At 61.3% G+C, this 25,844-nt stretch carries 27 protein-coding genes; 10 read left to right on the top strand and 17 right to left on the bottom strand.

What is annotated here, in order from left to right:
- Window positions 1–29: 29 nt before the first annotated feature.
- The 4 genes from GSQ83_RS23735 to GSQ83_RS23720 form a co-directional block, all read right to left on the bottom strand.
- Window positions 30–407, bottom strand: a complete 378-nt coding sequence (locus tag GSQ83_RS23735) for a carboxymuconolactone decarboxylase family protein (protein ID WP_158805351.1) — start codon at window positions 405–407, stop codon at window positions 30–32.
- A 164-nt stretch (window positions 408–571) separates the two neighbouring features.
- On the bottom strand, window positions 572–1,453 hold the full coding sequence (locus GSQ83_RS23730) for an alpha/beta fold hydrolase (protein ID WP_158805350.1): 882 nt from the start codon (window positions 1,451–1,453) through the stop codon (window positions 572–574).
- A 7-nt stretch (window positions 1,454–1,460) separates the two neighbouring features.
- A complete protein-coding gene (locus GSQ83_RS23725) occupies window positions 1,461–1,835 on the bottom strand; it encodes a hypothetical protein (protein WP_216850531.1) in 375 nt (124 codons plus the stop codon).
- A gap of 37 nt (window positions 1,836–1,872) precedes the next feature.
- Entirely contained in the window at window positions 1,873–2,313 is a 441-nt protein-coding gene (locus tag GSQ83_RS23720) for an alcohol dehydrogenase catalytic domain-containing protein (RefSeq protein WP_216850529.1), read from the bottom strand.
- 248 nt (window positions 2,314–2,561) lie between these two features.
- On the opposite strand from GSQ83_RS23720, the gene GSQ83_RS23715 reads away from it, so the two are divergent.
- Entirely contained in the window at window positions 2,562–3,278 is a 717-nt protein-coding gene (locus GSQ83_RS23715) for a GntR family transcriptional regulator (protein ID WP_158805349.1), read from the top strand.
- A 140-nt stretch (window positions 3,279–3,418) separates the two neighbouring features.
- The gene (gene ltnD / locus GSQ83_RS23710; protein WP_158805348.1) at window positions 3,419–4,357 is read left to right on the top strand and encodes an L-threonate dehydrogenase; all 939 of its coding nucleotides are present in this window, start codon (window positions 3,419–3,421) and stop codon (window positions 4,355–4,357) included.
- A gap of 41 nt (window positions 4,358–4,398) precedes the next feature.
- Here ltnD and GSQ83_RS23705 read toward each other — a convergent pair whose 3' ends face one another.
- From GSQ83_RS23705 to GSQ83_RS23670, 8 genes are all read right to left on the bottom strand, one after another.
- Window positions 4,399–5,586, bottom strand: coding sequence for a hypothetical protein (locus GSQ83_RS23705; protein ID WP_158805347.1), 1,188 nt, complete (start codon window positions 5,584–5,586; stop codon window positions 4,399–4,401).
- A 387-nt stretch (window positions 5,587–5,973) separates the two neighbouring features.
- A complete protein-coding gene (locus tag GSQ83_RS23700; RefSeq protein ID WP_158805346.1) occupies window positions 5,974–7,623 on the bottom strand; it encodes a peptide ABC transporter substrate-binding protein in 1,650 nt (549 codons plus the stop codon).
- A gap of 19 nt (window positions 7,624–7,642) precedes the next feature.
- On the bottom strand, window positions 7,643–8,968 hold the full coding sequence (locus tag GSQ83_RS23695; RefSeq protein WP_158805345.1) for an FAD-binding oxidoreductase: 1,326 nt from the start codon (window positions 8,966–8,968) through the stop codon (window positions 7,643–7,645).
- A 20-nt stretch (window positions 8,969–8,988) separates the two neighbouring features.
- Window positions 8,989–9,987, bottom strand: coding sequence for an ABC transporter ATP-binding protein (locus GSQ83_RS23690; protein ID WP_158805344.1), 999 nt, complete (start codon window positions 9,985–9,987; stop codon window positions 8,989–8,991).
- A complete protein-coding gene (locus GSQ83_RS23685; protein ID WP_254065872.1) occupies window positions 9,984–10,988 on the bottom strand; it encodes an ABC transporter ATP-binding protein in 1,005 nt (334 codons plus the stop codon). Before GSQ83_RS23685 ends, GSQ83_RS23690 begins: the two co-directional genes overlap by 4 nt.
- Before the next feature lie 13 nt (window positions 10,989–11,001).
- A complete protein-coding gene (locus GSQ83_RS23680) occupies window positions 11,002–11,907 on the bottom strand; it encodes an ABC transporter permease (protein ID WP_158805343.1) in 906 nt (301 codons plus the stop codon).
- Window positions 11,904–12,854: an ABC transporter permease gene (locus GSQ83_RS23675; RefSeq protein WP_158805342.1), complete on the bottom strand. Its 951-nt coding sequence runs from the start codon at window positions 12,852–12,854 to the stop codon at window positions 11,904–11,906. The genes GSQ83_RS23680 and GSQ83_RS23675 overlap by 4 nt, the downstream gene beginning before the upstream one ends.
- 6 nt (window positions 12,855–12,860) lie before the next feature.
- On the bottom strand, window positions 12,861–13,118 hold the full coding sequence (locus GSQ83_RS23670; protein ID WP_216850527.1) for an FAD-dependent oxidoreductase: 258 nt from the start codon (window positions 13,116–13,118) through the stop codon (window positions 12,861–12,863).
- Window positions 13,119–13,234: 116 nt separating this feature from the next.
- Between GSQ83_RS23670 and GSQ83_RS23665 the strand changes: the two genes are divergently transcribed.
- The gene (locus GSQ83_RS23665) at window positions 13,235–13,732 is read left to right on the top strand and encodes a MarR family winged helix-turn-helix transcriptional regulator (RefSeq protein ID WP_158805341.1); all 498 of its coding nucleotides are present in this window, start codon (window positions 13,235–13,237) and stop codon (window positions 13,730–13,732) included.
- 23 nt (window positions 13,733–13,755) lie between these two features.
- On the opposite strand, the gene GSQ83_RS23660 is transcribed toward GSQ83_RS23665, so the two are convergent.
- Complete coding sequence (locus GSQ83_RS23660) at window positions 13,756–14,445, bottom strand: SDR family NAD(P)-dependent oxidoreductase (protein ID WP_158805340.1); 690 nt, start codon at window positions 14,443–14,445, stop codon at window positions 13,756–13,758.
- A gap of 205 nt (window positions 14,446–14,650) precedes the next feature.
- Between GSQ83_RS23660 and GSQ83_RS23655 the strand changes: the two genes are divergently transcribed.
- From GSQ83_RS23655 to cofC, 5 genes are all read left to right on the top strand, one after another.
- Window positions 14,651–15,049 carry a PPOX class F420-dependent oxidoreductase gene (locus tag GSQ83_RS23655; RefSeq protein WP_158805339.1) on the top strand — a complete coding sequence of 133 codons (399 nt, stop codon included), beginning with the start codon at window positions 14,651–14,653 and terminating at the stop codon, window positions 15,047–15,049.
- Window positions 15,050–15,130: 81 nt separating this feature from the next.
- Entirely contained in the window at window positions 15,131–16,162 is a 1,032-nt protein-coding gene (gene fgd / locus GSQ83_RS23650) for a glucose-6-phosphate dehydrogenase (coenzyme-F420) (RefSeq protein WP_158805338.1), read from the top strand.
- Window positions 16,159–16,923, top strand: a complete 765-nt coding sequence (gene cofE, locus GSQ83_RS23645; protein ID WP_158805337.1) for a coenzyme F420-0:L-glutamate ligase — start codon at window positions 16,159–16,161, stop codon at window positions 16,921–16,923. The genes fgd and cofE overlap by 4 nt, the downstream gene beginning before the upstream one ends.
- Entirely contained in the window at window positions 16,920–17,891 is a 972-nt protein-coding gene (cofD, locus tag GSQ83_RS23640) for a 2-phospho-L-lactate transferase (protein WP_158805336.1), read from the top strand. Before cofE ends, cofD begins: the two co-directional genes overlap by 4 nt.
- A complete protein-coding gene (gene cofC / locus GSQ83_RS23635) occupies window positions 17,888–18,571 on the top strand; it encodes a 2-phospho-L-lactate guanylyltransferase (RefSeq protein ID WP_158805335.1) in 684 nt (227 codons plus the stop codon). Before cofD ends, cofC begins: the two co-directional genes overlap by 4 nt.
- Window positions 18,572–18,574: 3 nt before the next feature.
- On the opposite strand, the gene cofH is transcribed toward cofC, so the two are convergent.
- The gene (cofH, locus tag GSQ83_RS23630) at window positions 18,575–20,944 is read right to left on the bottom strand and encodes a 5-amino-6-(D-ribitylamino)uracil--L-tyrosine 4-hydroxyphenyl transferase CofH (protein ID WP_158805334.1); all 2,370 of its coding nucleotides are present in this window, start codon (window positions 20,942–20,944) and stop codon (window positions 18,575–18,577) included.
- A gap of 146 nt (window positions 20,945–21,090) precedes the next feature.
- Between cofH and GSQ83_RS23625 the strand changes: the two genes are divergently transcribed.
- Window positions 21,091–21,945, top strand: coding sequence for a TIGR03620 family F420-dependent LLM class oxidoreductase (locus tag GSQ83_RS23625; RefSeq protein ID WP_254065900.1), 855 nt, complete (start codon window positions 21,091–21,093; stop codon window positions 21,943–21,945).
- A 21-nt stretch (window positions 21,946–21,966) separates the two neighbouring features.
- Here GSQ83_RS23625 and GSQ83_RS23620 read toward each other — a convergent pair whose 3' ends face one another.
- A complete protein-coding gene (locus tag GSQ83_RS23620; protein WP_158805332.1) occupies window positions 21,967–23,367 on the bottom strand; it encodes an MFS transporter in 1,401 nt (466 codons plus the stop codon).
- A gap of 218 nt (window positions 23,368–23,585) precedes the next feature.
- On the opposite strand from GSQ83_RS23620, the gene GSQ83_RS23615 reads away from it, so the two are divergent.
- Window positions 23,586–24,269: a hypothetical protein gene (locus GSQ83_RS23615; protein WP_158805331.1), complete on the top strand. Its 684-nt coding sequence runs from the start codon at window positions 23,586–23,588 to the stop codon at window positions 24,267–24,269.
- Here GSQ83_RS23615 and GSQ83_RS23610 read toward each other — a convergent pair.
- Both GSQ83_RS23610 and GSQ83_RS23605 read right to left on the bottom strand, forming a co-directional pair.
- The gene (locus GSQ83_RS23610) at window positions 24,266–25,264 is read right to left on the bottom strand and encodes an ABC transporter permease (protein WP_158805330.1); all 999 of its coding nucleotides are present in this window, start codon (window positions 25,262–25,264) and stop codon (window positions 24,266–24,268) included. The two genes, GSQ83_RS23615 and GSQ83_RS23610, sit on opposite strands and share 4 nt — an antisense overlap.
- On the bottom strand, window positions 25,264–25,844 hold a 581-nt coding region (locus tag GSQ83_RS23605), incomplete at its 5' end, for an ATP-binding cassette domain-containing protein (RefSeq protein WP_158805329.1). The genes GSQ83_RS23605 and GSQ83_RS23610, both read right to left, overlap by 1 nt.

Below are 25,844 nucleotides of genomic sequence, written 5' to 3'. Positions count from 1 at the left end.
TGGTAACGACCGTAGTGAGCGGAGCCGGGTCAGACTAGGCCGAGTTCCACAAACACCTCGTTCGCGATCCGGAAACTATCCATTGCCGCAGGCACTCCGCAATAGATGGCGGTCTGTAAGAAAACCTCCTTGATCTCGTCGGTTGACAAGCCATTGTTGATCGCGCCGCGCACGTGAACCCGAATCTCGTGCGGGCGGTTGAGCGCCGTCAGCATCGAGAGGTTGATAATGCTCCTCGTCTTCCGGTCGAGTCCCTCGCGGGTCCAGACCTCGCCCCAGCACCATTCGGTCGTGAGCTGCTGCATCGCCTGCGTGAAGTGGTTGGCCGAGTTGAGCGATTTCTCGACATACTCTTCCCCCAGTACCGCTTTGCGGACCTTGAGGCCCTTCTCAAATTGTTCGTTCATTCACACCCTCGTTTCCGGTCGCCATTTATCGTCGGCTAGGACTTGATAATCTGTCAATCCGCGGACCTTCCTTCGATGCCTCACCTCTCCGGGTCTATGCCGCAGAGTTTGGAGATCGGCACGGGCTCACTAGGAATGGGCTGAGATGTCGCCAGCGCCTCGTCTCAGCTTTCAGACTTGGCCTTGATCTCACTGAGGATCGGCAAGAGATAATTGCGGAATTTCGTATAGTCCTCGGTAACTGGGAAATGACCCAGCTGCTTCATCTCCGTAAATTTGCAACCCGGAACGAGATCGGCAAGCGCTTGAGTTTCCGACGGAGAGGTATTGGGATCGTATTCGCCGGTGAGCAGATACAGCATGCATTTGCTCGTATCGATTGATCGTGCTTCCTGTTCCGAAACCTTGTGCTCGTAATAATAGTAGTTGAGGTCCCCGGCAAAAATACCCGGACCGCCGCAGCTGTATTCCCATTGTATCTCGCGTACATTCTCCTCGGGGGAATATGGTGAGATATTGAGAAGCATCGCGGCCCCTGTAGAGGCTCGGTTGACGTTGGGATTGTCAAACTCGCGGCGAATATTTGCCATGCCGACATCCACATATTCGATAGCCGACTGCAACGCCCCTTCCACCGCGATCGTAGCGCGGTAGCGCTCGGGACATTCCAGTGCGAGGTCAATCGCTAGATGCCCACCCATCGAACTTCCCATATAGACCGGTCGCTTCAGCTCTAGCACCTCCGCCAATGTGTTGGGAAAGTCGATCATGAACTTCTTGCCGATGCTGTACTCGTGCGTCCACCACTGCACACCATGCGGCGGCAGTGACTTTCCGTGATACGGCAAGTCGAAAACGATGCAGCGGAAATTGCGAGTCACCTCCTGGTCATTGAGAAGATGACGATACTGGCGGCCATCCGAGCCCGCTGTATGCCCCAGCAAAAGCGGAATTCCGTTTCCGGCTTCCTCGAAATAGACGCGATACTCGATTCCACCGACCGTCAAATAGATATAACGACCTTGGATGGGTTCGATCTTTGCCATGCTCGCCTCATCCAGCCTTACGGTTCATGCGTAAAATCTGCATCATTCGATTCAATGCCGGAAGATAAGCGAAAGTGGCATCCGTACCGCTAAGCACGACATCATGCCTGACCGCGCTGGACTGCAGGCTGTGGTAGAAGGGTTTCGGATATTCCGCGAGCATTGCGGACCATTGCTCCTCCGTGGCCTTTACAAAGATCGTCGCCGGCCCCGCATCACCGGGACCCGCGCCTGTCATCTTGCCATCATGAAACTTCAGATCATAAGTCTCGGTATCACCTACGGATATCCGAAGGACGCCGTCATAATAGCGCATGGCCCGCAGGAACTCGGGATCTTTTCCGGCGCGCTCTTTGAACGCCTGTATGTTGATTACCGCCACGGTCTTCCCCGTTTTTTCTGAATTTCTAAGGAGCCGGCTAAGCCGTTTCGCAGATGATCGAGGCCCGCGTGACGTCTCGCTTCGCCGACTTGTCCAAAGCGAGCTTGACCTCGTCGAGTGAGAAGTCAGCGTCGAGCAAGTCGTTGTCGCAGAGATTGTACTGACCTCCGACACATGGCGGACAACGCAAGCAAGTCTGGAAATATGTCGCGACAATTCGGTCACCAACCGCGATTGGTTGAGGTGCATAGTCCATCGCTACGCCCTCACCCAGCGCGAGGACGCGGCCGACCATCTCATGGCCTATGCTACCGCGCTTCTTTACCGGATGATGCCCACGCCAGATATGCAATTCCGAGCCGCAGGCGTTAGCGCGCACCACCTGCAGCAACAACGCGCCAGGCGTCGGCTTCGGAAGGTCGTATTTCTGATATTCGAACTCCCCCGGTGCCGTCACTGCGGCAATCGTGCCGCTCAAAGCGGGAGGTCCCTCTTGATTGGCTGCAGCCCGGATGATGTGGGAAGGATCCAAGCCTCGCGATCCGGACACCGATTTTCGATGCTGAGTTCGATCATGGATATCATTCCCCCCAGAGCATTCCGCCCCGGCATCCCATTCATTCTCGGAGAGCTCCAGCCCTCTTGGCTAAGCCAAGCCTAGTGATCCGGCGGCTTGCCTGTCAAGCCGATTGACAGACAATCCGTTCGCGATGAATGGTGCCGAAAATGAGCGACGATCTCCAAGTGGTCCGGCAGGCAGCGACTCTCCGGCGTCAGGTCGAGGACAAGTTGAGAGGCGCCATAGCTTCCGGGCGCTTCCAGCCTGGACAGCGGCTGGTAGAGCGCGAGTTATGTGAACTTATCGGCGTCGGCCGGACCTCAATCCGCGAGGCCCTGCGGCAGCTTGAGGCTGAAGGCCTAGTCCTGACGATCCCGCACCGCGGTCCGGCGGTCAGCACAATAACTTCCGCTGAAGCGGGGGAGCTCTATGCCGTTCGTGCGCTGCTCGAGGGCGACGCCGGGAAAGGTTTTGCCCGGCATCACGATGGGGCACAGCTGTTGGCGCTACAAAATTCGATCGCTCTGATCAAGCGCGCGGCCGAGCAGACTGACCAGGGGCTCATGTTGGAAGCCAAAACAGCCTTCTACCAAGTTCTCATGGACGGTTGCGGAAATCGTTTCATCAAGCAGTTTCTGATGACCATTCACAATCGCGTCAACTTGCTGCGGGTGAAATCCATGATGGAACCTGGACGCTCGGTCCATAGTCTCGCGGAAATCAATGAAATCTATGAGGCCGTCGCGGCTCGCGATGGCGATCGGGCCGCGGTCGCGTGCAGCAATCATATCAGGGCCGCGGCGGCAATAGCATTGCGGATGCTGGGTTCGGAACAAGGGCCGACACCAAACATCGCGAAAAAGAAAAAGACGGTCGTCGTCTGAGCGACCAAACGAAAACCGCCGCCACCGGCCGCTCGAGAGAGGGCTCGCCAACCACTATCGTTGCCCCCGACAGGCTTTGAGGAAACGTGGAATTGGCGCAGATACTTCCACACCAACGACTGCAGGAAGGAAGCATCCACATGACTGCGCAGACGACGCAAGGCGACACCCAGTCGCTCCGGCATCGATCGGCAGTGATCGGCCTAGGCTCGATGGGCTTCGGCATGGCGCAATCTTTGCTGCGCGCCGGGCTTGACGTCGTCGGGTTCGATGTTTCGCCGGACGCCGTGGCCCGCTTCGTCGCCGCCGGAGGCCTGGGAGCGCATGCCGCAGCTGAGGCCGCGCGCGGCGCGGATATCGTGGTCGCGGTCGTGGTCAATGCGGCACAGACCGAAGCCATCATGTTCGGGCCTGACGGCTGTGCCGACACCATGACGCCGGGCTCCGTCTTCGTCTCTTCGGCTACCATGGCGCCGGCTATCGCACGCAGCCTCGCCGCGCGCCTTGAGGCGAAGGGTGTGCATTATCTCGATGCTCCGATAAGCGGGGGCGCGGCGCGCGCCGCGGAGGGCAAGCTGACGATGCTGGCCTCCGGTTCAGAGGCGGCATTTCACGCGGCCAAGCCGGCCCTCGACGCCTTGACCGCAACGCTTTACCGGCTCGGCGACGAGCCTGGACAGGGTGCAGCCTTCAAGATGGTCAATCAGCTTCTGGCGGGCGTTCACATAGCGGCCGCTTCTGAGGCCATAGCCTTCGCCGCACGCCAGAATCTCGATTTGCAGAAAGTCTACGAGGTCATCACCGCATCCGCCGGAAATTCCTGGATGTTTGAAAATCGTATGCCGCATGTTCTGGCAGGCGACTACAGCCCCAAAAGCGCTGTCAGCATCTTCACGAAAGATCTTGGCATCGTGCTGGATATGGCACGCGCCGCGAATTTTCCCGTGCCGATTGCAAGCAGCGCGTTGCAGATGTTTCTGATGACGGCCGCCGCGGGCATGGGCGCCGACGACGATTCCTCCGTCGCCCGCGTCTATGCCCTGCTCTCCAGTCTCTCGCTTCCTGGGGAGAAGACTTGACGCAACGAACTCCGTTGAATTACGGTCACATCAGCAGCATTTCACCCATTGACTGTGCAGTGGTTGGGGAGGGGTCGAGGCGTGCTGTTCACGAGGACGGACCGCAGCACCGGGTCAAGCTCGCGGCTGTAGGCTTCCGCACCGCGCGCATTGAAGTGCCACGCATCGCCATAGAACCGATCGGGCCAGCAGGGGATGGTAGGGCCGACTACGCGGAGATTCGGGTATTGCCGCGTTTTTGTCCTTAGATAGGCATCAAATTGCCTACCAAGTTCCGGCCGCGTGCGGACGAAAGTAGCATGGTTTATCGGCATCGTGAGGACCATGACCTGCACGCCATGCTTGGCCAAAAGCGCGAGCGTCCGCGAGAAGAAGAGATCGACGAGGGGTGACGTCGAATACGGCTCCGAGCCTGCCTCTATCGCAAGGCCGCTCGAACCCGCCGCCGTGCCGAATAATGCATGTCCGGACGACCGAAGGGCATCGCGCATCGCTTCACGATTATGTTGCCAGCGCAGGGCAACATAGCCATTCACCAAGCTGTCAAAATAGAAGGGCGGAAACCGCAGAGCGAAGAGCAATTCTCGCAGCGCGGGCCGCAGCCCGTCGCCACGTTGCATGTCGATTAGCTCGTTGTCATTGAGGCGTGCCGCGTCAGCATCAATGGCGCGCATCTCCGCATAATTCAGAAAGCCGCTGCGCGCGCTGAAGACCCAGTAACCGGGGTCGGATGAGAATTTCAATGCTCCATGAGCGATGACAACAAGTTTCGGCATTATGCGGCAGCGCATTGCGCGCTCGACGGCAAAGTAGGTCTCGATCGGACTTGTGCCGGACATCGCAAAATTCTCGACCGGCATTGTCATCACGCTTGGTATGGTGGCCGCCATGGTGCGGCTGTCGCCGAACACTGAAACCGCGCCGAGATGGCATTCGTCCAGCATCGTGCGCTTCGCGATCCACAATGGGTAGTCGCGGTCGAGGAAGGCCATCGGCATGGCCGCGACATAAAGCCAAGCGAAGCCGAACGATGCAATAAGGGTAACGAAGAACCAAACAAGAAACCCACGAGCGGTTAGTCCGCTCGACCGCGCTGCCGCTCGCTCGACCGCAGTCGCCATCGGCGGCTGCGCCATCGCCCGCACTGCGAAACGCCCCTGCGGCGAACGACCCGCGGCGCAAAGGTCATCTGTTACTCTCGACAGGATGTCGTTGTCAGACGAAGACACAGAGATCCGCCCCCGATTGTGAAATGCGAGGTGTCTATGATTTTGACCACACGAAGACCCACGATAAGATGCTCAGCTCTTATTCCGGTCGCGCCATCAAATAACGAGGTTGGGCCCTTCCACGTATCGGCCTCTCCCTTTGCGCAGACTAGCAAGCCGACGGGGAGCCGTGATTGCGTCTTTTAGGGTGATGCCCGGACGGGGGACTAGCCTTAAGGGTGATGGGGCGTCCTAGGCGACGTTCCCACGCGCGACAAGCGTAGCGGGGGAGGTGTGGCCAAAAGCGGGTTGCAGAGCCGCTCGGCCCTGCAACCCGCTAAAAGCAAGCTAGATGAAATCACACTGGCCGAATTGGTTCTGGAATTATGATTCCCGAAGCCTAGGAGCTCAGCCAATCCAGTGCCAGGTTTCCAGGTTCCATGTGTTTAGTCGAACATTAATGTTCGGCTCAAAGCCCAGCAACTTCGCTTTCGTTCCCTCGATCTCCGCATATTGTAGCTGCGGCAGGAAAGGCAGGTCATTGCGCAGAACGGCCTGAAGCTTCTGGTAAATCGGGATGCGCTTTGTCTGGTCGAGCGTAGAGGCCCCCTGCTGGAGGAGTTGATCAACCTCGGGGTTGGAATATTGCATCGTATTCTGGCCAGAGCCCGTCTTCACCGCGATCGAGGCGCTGCTCAGGTAGTCGGATGCGTCCGGATCTGGGCCCACCATGAAGTCCAGCCCGACAATCGCTGTCTCGAAATGCGATTTGATCCAGTAGTCGCCCCACATGACGGCGGCCGGCAGGTTCTTGATTGCCATCGCAACGCCGACGTCCTGAAAGTTCTGTTGCAGAAGCTGTTGCACCTGCTCGCGCAGGTGGTTCCCTGCCGTGGTCGAGTTACTAAAGCTCAGCTTGACGCCGTTTTTTTCGCGAATGCCGCCCGCGCCGGGCTTCCAACCCGCGGCATCAAACATCTGCTTGGCCTTGTCCGGGTTGTATTCATGCTTCGGCAGATTTGGATTATAGGCCCAGGACTGCTTCGGCAGATAGGATTCCGATGGTGTCGGCAGGCCGTAGTAAAGCTGTTGGATGATGCTGTCTTTGTCGTAGGCGGCGTAGAGCGCATGCCGCACGGCGCGATCCTGGAATTGCGGCAGCCCAAGGTTGAAATAGAAACACTCGATAAAACTCAGCGGCGCATTCACGACAGTGCGGTCATTGAGTTTCTTCGCCTCGCCATAGTGATCCGCCGATATCCCCTGCAATCCGATATAGTCGATATCGCCAGTGCGAAACTGCGTGAACAGTACTGTAAGGTCCGGAATGTATTTGTAGATCGCAGTGGCCAGCATCGGGCCATCACCAAAATAACTGTCATTGGCAAGCAGCGTGATGTGGTCACCGGAGACGCGCTCTTGCCACTTGAATGGTCCGGTGCCGATCGGGTGCTGTACGAACGTGCCGCCGATCGCAGGCTGGCCTTCGAGCTTGTGCTTGGGAACAATATACGTCCAGGCCAGGATAGAGATGTAAGGCGCGAAGGGTTTTTTCATTGTCCAGGTGATCCGGTCCGGTGCCGGCGTCTGGATGTTCTGGACAAGTTCATGCCCGGTTCGGCTATAGGCCGGAAATTCGGGCGCCATGATGCTTTCGATCGTGAATTTCACATCCTCGGACGTGAAAGGCGTGCCGTCATGCCAGGTAACGCCAGGACGAAGCTTGATCGTCCAAGTCAGGCCGTTAGCGGAAATACCGCCATTCGCGGTCGTCGGAATCTCGGCCGCAAGCCGCGGCAGAAGCTCTCCCTTCGGACTCACCGTCCAGAGCGGGCTGAACAGAGACATATAAACGCCGTCATCCACTTCGATATGTGGCAGACGCGGATCGAAAACGGTTGGCTCCTGTGAAAGTCCAATCACCACCTGGCCTGAAGGTTTAACCTTCGTCTGGGAATACCCGCTACGCGCACCGACAATCGCCCCTGCCCCGAGCGCCGCGGTTGTGACGAGAAGACGGCGGCGGGAGAGCGCGAAACGTGAAGCTTGGTTGTGCATGGTCGCTCCTTTTTGTGGGTCAAAGCCCAGATTCGATGGTAATCGGTGAGCCGTCCGTAAATCGGCTGTAGCGGAAGGGCGTGGGATCGACGATGGTTCGGCGTCCCGTCGCGATTTCCGCGGCAAGGCGTCCTGCCGCCGGGCCGACGCCAAAACCATGGCCCGAGAAACCCGTGGCGACGACAAGGCCGGGCGTCCCATCAATCTCCGAAATCACCGGCACGACGTCGGGCGTCACATCGATCATCCCAGCCCAGTGCTGCGTGATCGTCATGTTGTGGAATATGGGGAAGACCTCGGCAATTGATTTCGCCGCCTCGGCGTTGATCGAACGCACTGGCTCGGGATCGAGCATGCGAATATTCTCGAACGGGCTTGGCTTGTCGAGCGACCATCGTTTCGGCGTCATCGCCTCCTGCAGGAAGCGGTGGTCGAGACGCAGCCGAAGTCCGCGCCTCTCGGCTCGCGCCGCCGGAAGGAATTCCCTGAAGAAATTGAATGTGTCGGGCGTGATCGGCACGACATTGCTTTGTCCATTCGCGATCGTGTAGCCGCCGTCCAGGCGTCGGCGATAGGCGAAGCGACCAAGCCAAGCAGAGGTCTCCGGCCCACCCTGAATGGGACCAGTGCGCAGCACAGAGGCCCGCACCTTAAGCTGCGGCAAGCGAATTCCGAGGCTGCCACAGAAAAGTCGCGACCATGCCCCGCCGGCCAGAATCGCGCTCTCACAGGCAATGCGACCGCGCTCCGTCACCACCCCCACGACGCGCCCTCCCTGCCGATCGAGACCGCGCACCGCGCAGTTTTCCACAATAATCGCTCCGGCCGCCCGCGCGGCTGCGGCGATCGCGGGCACGGCTTTTTGCGGCTCCGCTCGCCCGTCGGTCGCGGTATATAGCGCACCCTTGAATTGCTTTGTCGCCCCCGGAAGATGCGCGGCGAGTTCTTCCCCTTCGATAATTCGGCTGCCCATCTGATAGGGCCTCACCATGTCGAGCCAGCGCTCGTAGCGCTCACGCTCGCTGTCCGTCTCAGCAACATAGAGCACCCCGCTTTCACGGAAGCCCGTTTGAATACCCTCGCGCTCGATCTCGCCCCACATGCGGAGGCTCTCGATGATCAGGGGCACTTCCCGAAGATCGCGACCGGTCTTTCGCACCCATCCCCAGTTGCGGCTCGACTGCTCGCCGGCAAGCTTCCCTTTTTCGCAGAGCACGACGGAGATACCTTGGCGCGCGAGAAAAAACGCTGCACTGACCCCGATGATGCCGCCTCCGATCACGACGACATCCGCCTGGGTGGGCGGTGTCTCATCGGTCGTGACCGGGTCGATTAGTGGTCCCATCAAGCAATTCCTTCAGGCATTCAGCGGAGACGAGGGAGAGGCGCCACATCGGATAGCGGTGAGGCAAGAACGAGTTCCGGTCGGTGGCAAGCGGCAAGATGACCGGGCGAGCGCTCCACAAGCGACGGCACTTCGACGGCGCAGTCCGGTTCCGCATAGCGGCACCGGGTTCGGAACGGGCAACCGGATGGAGGCGACACAGGGCTCGGCACATCCCCCTGGAGCAGGATGCGGTCTCGCCGGCCGCCAAGATCGGGAACGGCGGAAAACAACGCTTCCGTGTAAGGATGCCGCGGACGATTAAACAGCGACAGCGTGTCCGCAATCTCGACGACCCGGCCGAGATACATCACCGCTATCCGATCCGAAATCATGCCGACAACCGCAATGTCATGCGCGATGAAGAGGATGGAGAGCCCGAGCCGCTCTCGCAGGTCGAGCAACAGGTTCACGACCTGCGCCTGAACCGAAACGTCGAGGGCGGAAACCGGCTCATCCGCCACCAGAAGTTCGGGACGGCAGATCAGAGCGCGCGCGATGCCGATGCGTTGTCGCTGGCCGCCGGAGAATTCATGCGGATAGCGGTCGGCGGCTTCGGCAAAGAGTCCAACCGTGCGCAGCATTTCCTCAATACGGCTCCGCCGGTCAGCACGGCCGAGTGACGGCTCGTGCACCTGCAGCGGGATAGCGAGGATCTGTTCCACGCTCATGCGGGGATTGAGCGATGCGTAGGGGTCCTGGAAGACGAGCTGCATATGCCGCCGCACTTTCCGCAGCGCACGACGGGAGAGATGCGTCACGTCCTGGCCGCGGAAAACAATCTCGCCCGCGCTAGGTGGGGTGAGTCGCAACACGACGCGCCCGAGCGTCGTCTTGCCGGAACCACTCTCACCCACCACGCCAAGAACCTCACCGGCGCGCAAGGTAAAGGACACGCCGTTAACCGCGCGCAGCGTGCGCCCGCCAGCGACGGGATAGTGCTTGGCAAGATCAGTGACTTGGAGAAGTGGGCTGTTCACACTGTGATCTCTCGCCAGCGGGCGCAGCGCACCGTGTGTCCGTCTGACACATATTCCAAGGCCGGGCGCGCCGTCTCACAGGGATCCGGTCGCGCATGAGCGCAGCGCGGATGGAAGGTGCAGCCAGCAGGCCGGGTGTTTGGGTCGGGCACATTCCCGGGAATGGCGGCGAGCCGACCACCACGGCGACGCACGTCGTCAAGTCGCGGAACAGAGCCGATCAGCCCGGCACTATATGGCATCTGCGGCCGGTGCAGCAGTACGTCGACGGGCGCGTCCTCCACGACCTGACCCGCATACATAACGAGCACGCGGTCCGCTACCTCCGCCACGACACCAAGATTATGCGTGATGAAGATCACCGACATGCCCGTTTCGTGTTGCAGCGCGCGGATCAGCTCCAGAATCTGCGCCTGGATCGTGACGTCGAGCGCCGTCGTTGGCTCATCAGCAATCAGCACGCGAGGGCGGCAAGCGAGGGCCATCGCAATCATCGCGCGCTGCCGCATTCCGCCAGAAAGCTGGTGCGGGAAAGCACGGGCGCGCAATGCAGGCTCCGGGATTCCGACATGATCGAGCAGCGCGACCGCACGTTTCTCCGCCGCACGAGGCGAAAGGCGCTCGTGCGCGAGCAGTCCCTCCACGATCTGTGCTCCAATGCGATGCACAGGATTGAGCGACGTCATCGGCTCCTGGAAGATCATGCCGACGTCGCGGCCACGCACGCTCGCCATGCGCGTCTCTGGCAGCGAGAGGAGGGCAAGCGCCTCACCGTCCTGGCGCATGAAGGTTGCGCGCCCTCGCACCACGCAATTCGGCGGCCCGCCTAGCAAGCGCATCAACGCGAGGGCGGTGACGCTCTTGCCCGAGCTCGATTCACCGACAATGGCCAGCGTCTCCCCCTCGCGCAGACGGAAGGAGACGCCCTCGACCGCGTCCACCACCCCGCTCTCGCCGCGAAAGCGGACAGCAAGATCCTCGACCATGAGGACATCGGTCAAGGATACCCGCTCCTCAACGATGCACGTCCAGCCTGGGGTCGAGCGCGTCGCGCAAACCGTCCCCGAGAAAGTTGAAGCCGGTAACGGCGAGCGTGATGACCGCGCCGGGGAAAATCGCGAGCCATGGTGCCGAGGTGAGGTATTCTTGTGCGTTGTTCAGCATATTGCCCCAGGAAGGCGTGGGCGGCTGAATGCCATAGCCGAGATAGCTTGCGTAGCTCTCCAGCAAAATGGCACGGGCCACGTTCAGCGTCGCCGCGACGACGATTGGCGCCATGATATTGGGCAGCAGCTCGCGCAACATGAGATGCGCGTCGGATACGCCGATCGCCTCCGCCGCTATCGCGAAGTCGCGTTCTCGCAGCGAGCGGACCTGTCCCTCCACGACGCGTGCCACTTCCATCCAGGCGGTCAGCGCCACAATGAGCGTGATGGTCAACACGCCGGGACTGACCAGCGCCGCGAGCGTCAGCAGGAGGAAGATGGCCGGAAAGGAAAGCACCGCATCGACGAAGCGCATCAGCGCGGTGCCTACCCAGCCGCCGTAGAAGCCGGCGACAAGGCCGATGACAACCCCGACGGCCGTGCTGAGTCCCATCGCCGCGAAACCGACAGTCAGAGAAATTCGACCGGCAAGCAGCAGCCGTACCAGCAAGTCCCGCCCGAGTTGGTCCGAACCCAGCCAGTGTCGGCCCTCGAATGGCGGTTGGAACCGGTGACGCAGATCGATGGTGAGCGGGCCGTATGGTGACAAATAAGGTCCGAGCGCACAGGCAACCACGAGAACGATGATCGCTACGAGGCCGAACATGGCTAGCCGGTGTCGCATGAAACGGCGCAGCGCGGGGCGGCGGGCAGCGGATGGCGCCGCCAGAACGGGCGGAGGAAGTTCGGCAGCCGATGGGGCGACGGCGCTCATGCGAGCCGGATCCTTGGATCCGCCACCACATAGAGCAGGTCCGCGACCAGGTTGCCTAACAGCACAAGCAAAGCTGAGAACATGAGCAGCCCCATCACCACCGGGTAGTCGCGATAACTGATGGAATCGAGAAAGAGCCGCCCCATGCCGGGCCAGGTGAACACTGTCTCGGTCACGAGCGCGCCGCCGAGCAAGGTCGGCAGTTGCAGGCCAGCGACGGTGATCATCGGCAACAACGCATTCCGCAGCGCGTGGTGAATGAGCACGGCGCGCGGCCTCAGACCTTTCGCGCGCGCGGTGCGGATATAGTCCTGGCTGATCACGTCCAGCATCGAGGCCCGCATATAGCGGCTCCAGGTCGCGATCGTGACGAGCGTCAGGACGAGACAGGGCAAGACGAGGTGCCGCGCATAGTCCAACAGCGAGGCGTCGCCGTTCGTGTACATATCCCCGGACGGCAACCAACCGAGCCAGACGGAGAAGAGATAGATCATGACCAGCCCGAACCAAAATGTCGGGATCGAAAGCCCGACCATCGCACCGATCGTGGCGAGATAGTCGGCGAGCGAGTAGCGGCGGATCGCACCCAGCACACCCACCCATGTTCCGAAGATAATGGCGAGCAGAGTGGAACTGACCATCAGCTCCAGCGTCGCCCAAAGATGCGACACGATGATCGCGAGCACCGGCTGCTGGTCGCGGTAGGAACGGCCCCAGTCACCGCGTAGCAAATGTCCCGCCCACTCGGCGTATTGGATCGGCAGCGGGCGATCGAGGCCCATCTGGTGCGAGAGCCGCGCCAGCGTGGCTGCCGACATCCCGGGCGTCAAGGCGAATTGGCTGAGCGGACCGCCTGGCGTCAGGTGCAGCAAGCCGAAGCCGATCATCGACACCAAAACAAGCAGCACCAGGCTTTGGCCGAGCCGGTGGAGCACATAGCGGGTCATCTGCCGTCAGCCATGCAGGGCCACCGGCGCCATCACCGCAGCCTGTTTCGCGAAACGCTCCGAGGCGAAACAGCCAGATTGCCGCACGCAGGCTAGCGTCCATCCACAGCCCATTGCCGCGGGGCTGAACCGATCGACCAGCGTGACCGAGACGCCCGCGAGCGCCAGCTCGCAGGCTGTGGCAGCCCCGCTGATGCCCGCCCCCACGACAACGACATCCGCCATGCCGTCCATGCCCCCTGCAACCCGACCCAGCCGACGCAAGCGCCATGCCAGGCGCAACCCCGCAGAGCAGCCTAGACAATTGTTGTCAGCTACAGCAATTGCCAAACTGCTTGGCGGATCGTCTCACCGGTCGCACAGTAACGAAGAGGCGCAGAATGGACGCGCGCAACGGCCCCGATATCTCGGTTTTGACGGACATGCTGAGCTTCCAGCTTCGGATGCTGAGCCAGGCGATCAACCGCGCCTATGACGACGCTTTCTCCGCCACCGAAGCGTCGAGCGGGACAGGCAAGCTCACGACCCTCCTGCTCGTCTCGGCCAACCCTGGCATGAGTCAGAGCGAGGCGGGCCGGGTGCTCGGCAAGGACCGGCCAGCGATGGTCCGGATCGTCGATCATCTGGAGCGCGCCGGCCTATTGCGACGCGAGCCGGACCCTGCCGAGCGAAGACGCCACGCGCTCACGCTCACGCCGAGAGGCGAGGCCGAAATCGGGCGCTACATGGCGATCGCAAAGGCCTATGACGGCGCGTTCTTCTCGGCTCTAACCGAAGAAGAGCGTCGCGGTCTCGCCCGGATCGCGCGAAAACTAAGGCGCATCCACCAGCCTGAGACGCTTGGCCTGGACTCCGCGACGGCAAATTCTCGCAGTTGATGCGCCCATAGCGCACGTGCGGCCTAAAGCCTGCCCTCAACGCGCCAATTCACGCCGATCTCCGCCACGCTCGCGTTATTGGGCAAGTCGAGCGCCAGCTCGACCAGCCGCGCGACCTCCTCGGGCTGGGTCATCGTGCCCGGGTCCGTATCAGTCACCGCCCTCGCCATATCGGTCGCGACGAAGCCTGGGCAGATGGCGGTCGCGCGGATGCCGCGGTCCCAGCCAGCATGGCGCAGGCCATGCGCCAGGCCAGTCGCGGCGAACTTCGTCATGGCATAGGCGCCCGAGGCGGCCGAAGCGACGCGGAGGCCGGAGAGGGAGGAAATTATGACCACGCGCCCTCGCCCGCATGCCGTAAGAGCCGGCCAGGCGGCGCGCGCGAGGCGTTGCGGCGCCAGGACATTGACCGCGAACATCGCGGCCATGTCCTCGTCAGTCGCATCGACCACCGATTTCGACACCGAGATACCGGCATTGCACACAAGAGCATCGATCCGTCCGAAGCGAGCCAAGGTTGCCGCCACCCATTCTGCCTCGGCATCCCGGGAACCGGCCTCGTAGGCGTGGACCAGAGCATCTCCGACGGGTTTAGGACTGCGCATACCGAGGGAGAGCGTCCAGCCCGTAGCACCAAGGCGCTCGGCGATGGCGGCACCGATGCCGCGGCTGGCACCCGAGATCATGGCGACGCGGGAAATGGCCTCAGGCATATCGATGCGCTTTCGATGCTGCGGCGCATAGGAACCCGCCCGGGCCGCTTATTCAAGCATGCGCGCTCGGACAATCCGTCAGCCCGCCTCCCAGTTACCTTCGTTGCAATCCTTCGTAGCCGCGACTAGGGTAGCTCTCGCTGATGATACGGCATCCTGCCAAGAAATAACCAAACACACGGCGCACGCCAACAAAGAGGCAATCATGGTAGCAATTCCAGCAGAGTATCTTGATTTGCTTCAGCAGAAAACTTCCTTCGCGCATCTCGCAACGATCATGAAGGACGGATCGCCGCAGGTGACCCCTGTCTGGTTCGACTACACTAATGGAAAAATCCGCGTAAACTCGGCTAAGGGCCGCGTGAAGTCTCGCAATATGCAGGAAGGATCGCCGGTTGCACTTTCGATACTCGACCCCGAAAATGCCTATCGCTACATTCAGATCCGCGGACGGGTCTCACGGGTGACCGAGGAAGGCGCCGACGCGCATATCGATTCACTCGCCAAGAAGTATTTGGGGAAAGACAAGTATCCCTTCGGCCAGCCGGGCGAAGTGCGGGTCACCTTCGAAATCGAACCTGGCGCCACTCAGGTAATGGGCTGAGGCGACCAGTCGTCTAGGGCGGCCGCTGGTTAATCGTGCTGGCGGTTCGGCGAGCGATTGCAAGATGTTGGAGAGTGGCTCGTGCTGAGACTAGGATACAAGGCGTCGGCGGAGCAGTTTGGCCCTGTGGAGCTGCTCGACTTCGCTTGCCTTGCGGAAAAAGCAGGCTTCGACTCTGTCTTTGTTAGTGACCACTTCCAGCCATGGAAGCATCACGACGGCCACGCGCCTTTCTCGCTCGCCTGGCTAGGCGCATTGGGTGCGCGGACGTCGCGCATCACCATCGGCACCAGCGTAATGACTCCGACCTTCCGTTATCATCCCGCGGTTGTGGCGCAGGCTTTTGCAACACTCGGCGTGATGTTCCCGGGGCGGATTGTGCTTGGCATCGGCACCGGCGAGTCACTTAACGAAGTGCCTTCCACGGGCATGGCGTGGCCTGACTTCAAGGAACGGTTCGCGCGCCTGCGTGAAGCCGTCACGCTGATCCGTCGCCTCTGGACCGAGGAGCGGCTGACCTTCGAGGGTCAATTCTATCGCACCCAGAGTGCCACCATCTACGACCGGCCCGCGACCCCGGTGCCGATCTATGTCGCGGCGGCTGGCGCCCTCATCGCCAAATATGCCGGCCGGGTTGGTGACGGGTTGATCTGCACCAGCGGCAAAGCGCGGGAACTCTACACCGAGACATTATTGCCGAAGGTCGCCGAAGGACTGAGCGAGGCGGAATCAAAACGCCCAGACTACGCGCGGATGATCGAGATCAAGGTCTCGTTCGATGCGGATAGGGACCGTGCACTGCAAGATACCCGGCACTGGGCGGTTCTCGCCTTAACGCCAGAAGAAAAAGTCTCGGTCGAAAATCCCGATGAAATGGAACGTCTCGCCGCCGGTCTCTCGGCGGAGCGAGCCGCCAGCCGTTGGATCGTCTCCAATGACCCGGATGAGCACGTCGAGCGAATCAGCTATTATGTAGACCTAGGCTTCGAACATTTGGTCTTTCATGCGCCGGGTCCGGACCAGGAGCGGTTTATCCGGCTGTATTCCGAGCAAATACTCCCCCGCCTCCGCCGCCGCTTTGGCGGATCGGGCGAAAACACAACGGGCGCATGATCGGCCTAGAGATTGTTGCGCTACGAGGCCTTCCGAAGGTTAAGAGTGGCGACGATTTAAGCGACTTGGTGGCGTCCGCCCTTGCGTCGAGCGATATAATGCTGTGCGCCGGAGACGTGCTGGTCGTGGCGCAAAAGATCGTCTCGAAGGCCGAAGGTCGAATAATCGATCTGGCGACAATCGAACCCTCGGCGCGCGCGATCGCGCTGGCCTCGGAGATCCGAAAGGACCCGAGGCTCGTGGAGGTCATCCTTTCCGAATCTGTGCGCGTAGTTCGCAACCGGCCCGGCGTATTGATCGTTGAACACCGGCTCGGCCACATCATGGCGAATGGCGGCGTGGATCAGTCAAATGTCGCACCGGCGGGCGCGGGCCAATACGCGCTGCTGCTGCCCGAGGATCCTGACCGAAGTGCCGAGCATCTGCGGCGTCGCCTGGCCACGCTGACGGGCGTAGACGTCGCGGTGATCATCAACGACAGTTTTGGACGGCCTTGGCGGCAAGGAACCGCAGGTGTCGCGATCGGCGTTGCGGGGCTGCCTGCGATACTCGATCTACGCGGACAACCAGACCTCTTCGATCGAAAGCTTGAGGCCAGCATCATAGGCTTTGCCGACGAAATCGCTTCCGCCGCCTCGCTGCTGATGGGCCAAGCGGATGAGGGGCTGCCAGTTGTTCTGGTTCGCGGACTGCGCTGGTCAGCCGATCATTCTACGGCGGCCGCGATCCTACGTCCGCCCGAGGAGGATCTGTTCCGGTGACACGGGATCTCGTGGTCGCGCTATCAGGCGGCATCGGCGGCGCGAAACTTGCTTTGGGTTTAAGCCGCATCCTTCCAGCCGAGAATCTGCTCGTCGTCGCCAATACGGGCGACGACTTCGAACACCTGGGCCTGCATGTCTCGCCCGATATCGACACGCTCATGTACACGCTCGCCGGCTTGGACAATACGGAGCTCGGCTGGGGTCGACGGGACGAGAGCTGGTCGTTCATGGAAACTCTGACCGCGCTCGGCGGAGAGGACTGGTTCCGGCTCGGGGATCGCGATCTGGCCGTGCATGTCGAACGAACGCGGAGACTGCGCCTTGGCCAGACGCTGGCGGAGATTACAAGCGAGTTCTGCCGTCGCCTCGGGGTCCATCCTCGCGTTCTTCCCATGACCGACGACCCGGTTCGCACCCGACTGCACACGGATGAGGGTTGGCTGGATTTCCAGGACTATTTCGTGCGCCTGCAATGCCGCCCGACGGTGCGAGAGCTTGTGTTCGCGGGGGCGGAGAGCGCCCTGGCGCATCCGGACTTGCTCGAGGCCCTAAGCAGCGCACGGTTACGCGCGGTCATTATCTGCCCATCCAACCCGTTCATCAGCGTCGAGCCTATCCTGGCGGTGCCGGGTGTGCGCCAAGCGCTTTCGGCGTGCCCTGCGCCTGTCGTCGCGGTGTCGCCGATCATTGGCGGCCGCGCGGTCAAAGGGCCGACAGCCAAGATGATGACCGAGCTTGGACTTCAGCCAAGCGCTGCGGCTGTTGCCGCGCGCTATGGCGATCTCCTGGATGCCTACGTCATGGATGTCGGAGACGCCGGGGAAGCTGAAGGATTGTCCCCAATCGTCACCCTCGCCCCGACGTTGATGACTAGCCTCGCGGATCGCGAGGTCTTGGCGCGCGTGGTTCTCGATGCGGCCGATGCGGTCCCGCCCGCCAGACGCCGCCGAGCACCTTCATCATGAGTGGGATTTGGGCAGTCGTGCCCATCAAGGAGTTCTCAGGCGCCAAGCAGCGACTGACCCCTCGCCTCTCGCCCCAGCAGCGTCAGTCGCTCGCCGCGATCATGGTCGAGGATGTGCTTCACACTCTGGCCACGGTGCCCCAGCTCGCCGGGATAGTGGTTGTCACCATCGATCCGCTTGCGAGATCGCTCGCCGAACGTTACGGCGCGCGGGTCGTGACTGACGGGGCGCGCGACGGGCATACGGGCGCTGTCACATCGGCAGCGCGGCTTCTAGCCCGGGAACGTCTCGACGGCATGATCACCCTGCCGGGCGACATTCCACGCATTCAGGCGTCCGAGGTGACGGCCGCTTTGGCCGCTCACAAATCCGCTCCTGCCTTTACGATCGTGCCGGCACATGACGAGTTGGGATCCAACGCGATCATCTGCTCACCGCCGGATGCAGTTCCCTTTCGTTTTGGAGAGGACAGCTTCTTCCCGCATCTGGACGCCGCACGACGCGCCGGAATCGCGCCGTCGATCCTTCATCAGCCGGGGATCGCCATGGATATCGACCACCCCGCCGATCTCTTGGCGTTCCTACAAATGTCGCCTCGCATACCCACCCGGACACTCGCCTTTCTGGAGCAATCCGGGATCGCGGGCGAACTCCTGGCCGAGGCCACGGCAGCCCGGTAAGGGCTATCCCACCACCGCAAGCTTCCGCGGCGGCGTCAATATAACTGGAGCCAGCACGGCCGCACGCATCGATGCTTGGCGACGTTCCGTCATAACCGGACCATACGAAGTGCTGCGCTGTTCAGGCTGGCGCCCGAGAGAGCGGATCAATTGCTCCATCGCCTCGGGTGGAAATTCCTGACCGTGCTCGGTACCAGCCGCGCGGGAAATGCTCTCGTTCATCAGCGTGCCGCCGAGGTCATTGGCCCCCGCCTTCAGACAGGCCGCCGCCCCTTGAGGCCCCATCTTGACCCAGGATGTTTGAATATTCGTGATCCCCGGGTGCAAGGTCAGGCGCGCCACTGCGTGCATCAATACCGCTTCGCGAAACGTCGGCCCGCGCCGAGCGCGGCCACGCAGATACATCGGCGCTTCCATATGCACGAACGGCAAAGGAACGAATTCGGTGAAGCCGCCGGTCTCCTTCTGCAAATCACGCAGCGCGAGAAGGTGCTTGGCCCAGGAAGAGGATTGCTCCAGATGCCCATACATGATCGTTGACGTCGTTCGCAGCCCGAGACCATGCGCCGCGCGGGCCACATCGAGCCACTCGGCCGTCGTCAGCTTGTCCGGGCAGATCTTCGCACGCACTTCGTCATCCAGGATTTCCGCTGCCGTGCCCGGCAAGGTTCCCAAACCAGCTGTCTTCAGCGCCGCAAGAAACGAGCGGACGGATAGTCCGAGCGTAGCCGCGCCCTGAGTGACCTCAAGCGGCGAAAATGCGTGAATATGCATACCGGGAACGGCTGTCTTTATGGCCCGGCATATGCCGAGATAGGTCTCGCCCGTGTACTCGGGGTGGATACCACCCTGCAGGCAAAGTTCTGTGGCGCCCCGGTCCCACGCTTCCACAGCGCGGCGCACGATCTCCTCAAGCGCAAGATCATAGGGCGCGCCCCGCAGCGCCTCATGCTTTTTGCCTTTCGAAAATGCGCAGAACTGGCAACGATAGTAGCAGATGTTGGTGTAGTTGATGTTGCGGTTGACAACGTACCGGATGGTGTCGCCACTCACCGCTTGGCGCAATTCATCCGCCGCAAACGTGACGCGCTCAAAATCGGCATCGCGTGTTGCGAAAAGCCGCACGATCTCAGGCTCTTCGAGGCGGTCGCCACCCACGGCCTTGGCGATGATCCTATCCACAGCCGGATCGACGGAACGCGCGAGGATCGCGGGCATCCGCGGCGACACCAGGCTGCCGGGCGCCCAATCATCATCGCGCGCGAGGCCCTCGGCGTCGCTCATACGGAGCACCCGGCTCGCAACCTCAGGCGCCAGCCAGATCTCGGATGATCGCGCATAGGACGGGTAAACGGGCAGCCGATTGACCAGCAGCTTGCCGGCGTCAGCGGTTTGTCGAGCGAGTTCGACGATAGCAGGCCATGGCGCCTCCGGATTGACGTGATCCGGAGTCACCGGGGAAACGCCACCCCAATCATTGATCCCCGCCGCGATCAGCCGCGGAAACACGCCCGGCGAGAGATTGGGAGGCGCCTGGATATTCATCTCCGAACCGAGAATTAGCCGAGCAGCAGCGACGGTCCAAAGTAGGTCATCCAAATCCGGCTCAGCGGCGTTGGCGCGTTTGGTGCCAGGTTTCGCACGGAAATTCTGGACGATAACTTCCTGGACGTGACCGTACTCCGCATGGATCTCGCGGATGGCGCATAGCGCGTCCAGCCGCTCCCGCCTCGTCTCTCCGATACCGATCAGGATTCCGGTCGTGAACGGGACCTGCAACTCTCCCGCCAGCCGCAGCGTGTCGAGCCGCAATTGCGGCCGTTTGTCAGGCGAACCATAGTGAACCCCGCCCGGCTCGCATAGCCGCTCGCTCAGGGACTCCAGCATGATGCCCTGACTCGCTGTAACCGTGCGCAGCCCGGCTATTTCCTCCCGGCTCATCAGCCCCGGATTGGCGTGCGGCAGCAGCCCGGTTTCCCGCAGAACCAGCGCGCACATCGCCTCCAGGTAGCCAATTGTCGTTTCATGCCCAAGCGCGGCGAGCGCGTCCCTTGCGGCGTGATAACGCAGCTCAGGCTTGTCCCCGAGCGTGAACAGCGCTTCCGTGCAACCGGCGGCAGCCCCGGCCCGTGCTATCGAAAGCACATCATCGGGCGAGAGATACGCCGCCTTCCCAGCACGCGGCCGTTGGGCAAAAGTGCAGTAGTGGCAGACATCGCGGCATAAATGTGTGAGCGGAATGAACACTTTCCGCGAATACGACATCAGTCGGCCATGGCCCTCGTCACGGGAACGCTCCGCTCGCGGCATCAGCTCCATCAGCGGCGCATCAAGCAACCACTGTGTCAGCGCCGAATCATTCGTTACGGTCATCGCCTGTCACCTTCGACACTGCCTGGCATGCTCCTGCGTCGCCTCGGATGCGGCCGGCCGCATGATGTGGTATCCTCCCGCATGATGCAAATTGCGCGGAAGCATAGCGGACCGTGACGCAATTGGAGGGTGGAATCTTGAGGCAGATGGGCCGGCTCGGCGTTTGGTATCCGATTGATCGTCTGGACGGCCAGGAGATCACGAACCTGATCGAAACGGTCGAAGAACTCGGTTATGCGACCTTCTGGTATCCTGAGGCGTTCGGTTACGAATCGCTGTCGGTTGCGAGCTTCATGCTCGCGAATACCAAGCGATTGATGATAGGGAGCTCCATTGCCAATATCTATGCGCGCGACGCCTTCGCGGCTCGGCGCGGCCTTCTCACCTTGTCAAAGCTTTATGGTGACCGGTTCATTCTCGGCCTTGGCGTGAGCCACGTGCCCTTGGTGGAAGCGTTGCGCGGCCATGCCTATGATAAGCCGGTGCCCACCATGCGGCGCTATCTGGATGGCCTCTACCAGGATCAGCCGGGCAGCGAGGATTGGCCGGTGGTACTGGCGGCGCTGGGTCCGCTGATGCTCAAGCTCGCCGGAGAGCGGACGCTGGGCGCCGTTCCTTACAACGTGACGCCCGAGCATACCCGAGCGGCGAAAGCGGTGCTCGGGCCGGACAAGTGGCTGGCCGTGGAGCAAAAGGTCTGCCTCGAGACCGACGCGGCGACAGCCCGAAAGCTCGGCCGGCAGGAGCTGAAGCCCTACCTGACTCTGACCAACTATCGCAACAACTGGCTGCGGATGGGGTTCACGGAAGCCGACCTCGCCGACGGTGGCACGGACCGTTTCATCGATTCGATGGTCCTGTGGGGCGATGCGCCAACCATCACCCGCGGGTTGCACGCGCATTTCGAGGCCGGGGCCACCCATGTCTGCGTCCAGCCGGTCCACACGGCCGGGGACACGGCGGCGCGCGACCGGACCTTGAAGGCGCTTTCCGGGGTCTGACCGTCGCCCCTCCAATGCTCGTCAGTGGGAGATCTGCTCCAACTCCATGTCTTTAGTACGCGGGCCGAAGATGCTGATGGACAACACCACCATCAGCATCGCAAAGGCAATCAGCCCGAACACGCCCTTGGTCCCGGCGGCGTGCAGGAAGAAGCCGATGATGAAGCTCGCAAAGACTGTGCTGATGCGACTGAACGAATAGGTAAAGCCCACCGCCCGGGCCCGCACCCGCGTGGGGAACAACTCGGTCTGGTAGCCATGAAAGGTGTTGGACAGAACGTTGTTGGACAAGGTGATCAACACCCCGAAGACGATAAGCAATGCGATGGTGGTCTGGAGCGAGAACAGCACCCCGCACACGCCGACGCCGCAGGCCGCGGCCACGATTTGCCATTTGCGCTCGAATTTGTCCGCGAAGGTCATTGCCAGCATGGGGCCGAAGGGGCTGGCGATGGCGATAATGAAGGAATAGAGCAGGCTCGCGCTCAGATGGATGCCGACCTGCTGCGCGATCAATGTCGGCACCCAGGCCGCGAAGCCGTAGAAGCCAAAGGTTTGGAAGAACTGGAACACCATCAGCATGATCGTGCGCTGGCGATAGGGCGGCTTCCAGATTTCGGTGAAACTGCCCTGAGCTTCCGCGCGTTCCAGGGCATGCGTTGCCGGCGCCGGCAACGACCCGCCCCCTAGATCGGCGACCACTCTGGCTTCGATCGCCGCCGTGATGGCGCCTGCTTCCTCCAGGCGGCCTTGCTGGATCAGCCAGCGCGGGCTCTCCGGCAGCCCTCGGCGCAAAAACCAGACGGCCACTGCGCTGGCTGAGCCGATCACGACCACCCAGCGCCAACCATCGATGCCAAACGGCGCGATAGGCACCAGCATATAGGCGAGGAACGCCACGATCGGCACCGCGAGAAACTGGACAGTCTGGTTGTAAGCAAAGGCCCGCCCCCGGACCTGTTTGGGCACCAGCTCGGCGATATACGTGTCGATCGTCACCAATTCGACGCCGATCCCGATACCCGCGATCAGTCGCCACAGGCAGACCCCGAAGCCACTGTTTTGGAAGGCCATGATCAGCGTCGCGGCGCAGTAGAACAGCAGCGAAAAGGTGAAGATCGTGCGGCGGCCATATTTGTCGGCCACGAATCCAAAGACGAAGGTGCCGATGAACAGGCCGACGAAGGTCGCTGCCACAAACAGCGCGGGTCCGGTGAAAATCGCGACGCTCGCCTTGGTCAGTAGACCCGCCTTGACCAGGCCTGGGATCACGTAGCCGGTCATGAACAAGTCATAGAACTCGAACAGGCCCCCCAGAGACAGAAGCGTTACAAGCTTCCAAATGGATCGCGTCGCGGGCAAGCGGTCCAGCCTCGCAAGGATCGCCGTGGCAGCGTCTCGATCCATCGTCACGTCCTGCATGGCGTTTCCCGCTTCCTCGGTTTTGCGACTCCCGTGCTGTCATGCGGCCACGTTGGGTGGATTTTGGCAATTCCCGGAGCTGCGGCTAGTGCCCGGAAACGAGCCACAGGTGCTAGACCATCGTTGCAATGGAACGCCGTCCGGATGCTATTCCCCGGATCGGGTGCCGTAAGATTTTTTCGCACTGGGCGAACCTCGTCCATCACACAGGCTCTCTGATGCTCACTGCCGCATGGCATCTCCTGGTCGCCGCCTGTCGCCTGCCTTTCGGCTCTCCATGGGTTGTCGGCCTTGCTGGCCTCATGAGCCTGGCGATCGTCCTTGTCGTGCCTCTGGTTCTTCGACGTGGAACCAGCTTTAGAGCGATGACCGCCAACTGGCTCGAGATCTTTGGCTGGGCATTCGGCTCACTGTTGCTCTTTTGGGCCATCATTATTCAATGGTCCGTCATCGGTATCATCTATGAGGACCACTTGGCCGCCGAAGCTTTGAATCAGCGCCGCCTCCACGAGACCAACGCCCTTGGTGCGGAACTCGCTGCCGCGCATTCCGCGATAACTGACCTCAGGGCGAAGCTAGCGAAGGACGCCGCAGAGCCAGGCACCACTGTCAGCGAACCGCCCTCCATATCGTCAACACAGCGCGATCCTGACGCGCTGTACCAACTTGGCGAAGCCGTCGCCAAAGTATCGGGAACGCAGATCGACCGAGACCATGGCATCGTCTGGTTCGCGAGACTCACAGCGAATGGCTATTACAATTTGAACAGATCGGCCGAGTTCGGGGGCCTCACGCTCCAGTCGTGCCACAGCGAGGCCAAGTCAGTGGAGGTCTCTGGCGACAACGTAACGAGCCAAGCCTACCTTGGCGTCGTCTGCCAGATCTCTGACCACCGGCGCTAAGCGGGTCGGCTCTGTTTCTCCATTGCCACCAGGGCCGGCGCACGTTTGCCCCCTGCCTTGCGGCGTGCCGCAAACTGTTGGTCGGCCAATACGCCCAAGAGGATCACCGTTCCCATGACGGCGAAATTGAGCGAGCTTGGGATGCCTAGAATATTCACCAGATTCTGCAGCACCTGCAGCAGGACCGTGCCTAATACGATTCCAAGAATGGACCCCTCCCCGCCGCGCAGACTGCATCCGCCAAGAACGGCAGCAGCGATCGCGTACAACTCGTAGAAATTGCCGAAGGAGCTCGGCGAAACGGAGTTGGTGTAGAAGACTAAGAGGATCGTCGAGATCCCTGCGAGACCACCACTGATGATATAGGCGCTCGCAATCACCGCTCGCGATTTGACGCCGGAGAATCGAGCGGCCTCCTCATTGCGTCCTACGGCGTACAAGTAGCGGCCCAGCACCGAGCGATGCAGCACGACCCACATCACGACCGCCACAATCACGAGCAAGATGAAGGCATGCGGAACGCCCCAGCTACGCCCCGACGCCAGCCAAGCCAGCCAGTCGAAATCGTCCGAATAGCCGAAGCCCATAGTCGCATCGGTCGTGTAGTAACGCGCGGCGCCGCGATAGATCAGCAGCCCACACAATGTAACCACGAAGGGCTGGAGCTTCATGCGGGTCACGAGAAAACCCTGCACCCCGCCCAGGAACAGCCCGCCCACGATGATCACGATCAACGCAAACGGCCAGGGCACTCCGCGATTGACCAGCAAGTCGATGAACACGACGCCGAGGAGCGAAAACATCGAGCCCACTGACAGGTCGATGCCACCCGTGATGATCACTAGGCCTTCGCCGATCGAAAAGATCCCGAAAAGGCCGATCAGATTCGCCATGTCGAGCAAATTGACGCCGGACAGGAAGCGCGGGTTCAGCGCGGTCGTGATCGCGCTCACCACCACGAGCAGGATCAGAAGGCCAAGTTCCTTCTTAAGCATCAGGCGGCCTCGTCGCGCGCGGCAGGCTGACCAATCGCCAGCCTTAGGACATTCAGCTCACTGAAATCGGGGCGATCCAAAGTGCCGCTGATCTCGCCATCATGCATGACGGCGATGCGGTCGGAAACACCGATCACCTCTTCCATGTCGCTCGAAATCATCAGAATCGCCACTCCTTCATCCGCAAGCCCACGCATCAGCATGTAGATCTCGCCTTTAGCCCCGACATCGATGCCGCGTGTCGGCTCGTCGAAAATCATCAGGCGCGGTGCCATCGACAGGAATTTCGCCAGCACAACCTTCTGCTGGTTGCCGCCGGAGAGCGTCGCGGCATTCACGGCGACGGAGGGTGTCTTGATCGACAGCCGCACCTGTTGAGTGCGTGCCACCTTCCCTTCGGCCGCCCGGTCAATCAGCAGCAGCCGTGCGTAGCGGCGCAAGCTGGCCAGCGTGATATTCTCGACCAGTGGCATATCGAGGATCAGGCCCTCGCGCTTGCGGTCTTCGGGGACAAGAAAAACGCCTTGCGCGATCGCTTGTGCCGGCGAGGTGATTCGCACTGGCTGCCCCTGAAGCTGTA

It is taken from the genome of Acidisoma sp. L85 (assembly GCF_009765865.1).
Lineage (GTDB): Bacteria > Pseudomonadota > Alphaproteobacteria > Acetobacterales > Acetobacteraceae > Acidisoma.
Note: the sequence above shows the minus strand (reverse complement) of the source record. Positions and strands in the feature narration are given on the sequence as shown.

Bases quoted from the DNA above. Each gene is read 5' to 3' on its own strand.
- GSQ83_RS23735 (WP_158805351.1), bottom strand. From the start codon at position 407: ATGAACGAACAATTTGAGAAGGGCCTCAAGGTCCGCAAAGCGGTACTG.
- GSQ83_RS23730 (WP_158805350.1), bottom strand. From the start codon at position 1,453: ATGGCAAAGATCGAACCCATCCAAGGTCGTTATATCTATTTGACGGTC.
- GSQ83_RS23715 (WP_158805349.1), top strand. From the start codon at position 2,562: ATGAGCGACGATCTCCAAGTGGTCCGGCAGGCAGCGACTCTCCGGCGT.
- ltnD (WP_158805348.1), top strand. From the start codon at position 3,419: ATGACTGCGCAGACGACGCAAGGCGACACCCAGTCGCTCCGGCATCGA.
- GSQ83_RS23700 (WP_158805346.1), bottom strand. From the start codon at position 7,623: ATGCACAACCAAGCTTCACGTTTCGCGCTCTCCCGCCGCCGTCTTCTC.
- GSQ83_RS23695 (WP_158805345.1), bottom strand. From the start codon at position 8,968: ATGGGACCACTAATCGACCCGGTCACGACCGATGAGACACCGCCCACC.
- GSQ83_RS23680 (WP_158805343.1), bottom strand. From the start codon at position 11,907: ATGAGCGCCGTCGCCCCATCGGCTGCCGAACTTCCTCCGCCCGTTCTG.
- GSQ83_RS23675 (WP_158805342.1), bottom strand. From the start codon at position 12,854: ATGACCCGCTATGTGCTCCACCGGCTCGGCCAAAGCCTGGTGCTGCTT.
- GSQ83_RS23665 (WP_158805341.1), top strand. From the start codon at position 13,235: ATGGACGCGCGCAACGGCCCCGATATCTCGGTTTTGACGGACATGCTG.
- GSQ83_RS23660 (WP_158805340.1), bottom strand. From the start codon at position 14,445: ATGCCTGAGGCCATTTCCCGCGTCGCCATGATCTCGGGTGCCAGCCGC.
- GSQ83_RS23655 (WP_158805339.1), top strand. From the start codon at position 14,651: ATGGTAGCAATTCCAGCAGAGTATCTTGATTTGCTTCAGCAGAAAACT.
- cofE (WP_158805337.1), top strand. From the start codon at position 16,159: ATGATCGGCCTAGAGATTGTTGCGCTACGAGGCCTTCCGAAGGTTAAG.
- cofC (WP_158805335.1), top strand. From the start codon at position 17,888: ATGAGTGGGATTTGGGCAGTCGTGCCCATCAAGGAGTTCTCAGGCGCC.
- cofH (WP_158805334.1), bottom strand. From the start codon at position 20,944: ATGACCGTAACGAATGATTCGGCGCTGACACAGTGGTTGCTTGATGCG.
- GSQ83_RS23625 (WP_254065900.1), top strand. From the start codon at position 21,091: ATGGGCCGGCTCGGCGTTTGGTATCCGATTGATCGTCTGGACGGCCAG.
- GSQ83_RS23620 (WP_158805332.1), bottom strand. From the start codon at position 23,367: ATGCAGGACGTGACGATGGATCGAGACGCTGCCACGGCGATCCTTGCG.
- GSQ83_RS23615 (WP_158805331.1), top strand. From the start codon at position 23,586: ATGCTCACTGCCGCATGGCATCTCCTGGTCGCCGCCTGTCGCCTGCCT.
- GSQ83_RS23610 (WP_158805330.1), bottom strand. From the start codon at position 25,264: ATGCTTAAGAAGGAACTTGGCCTTCTGATCCTGCTCGTGGTGGTGAGC.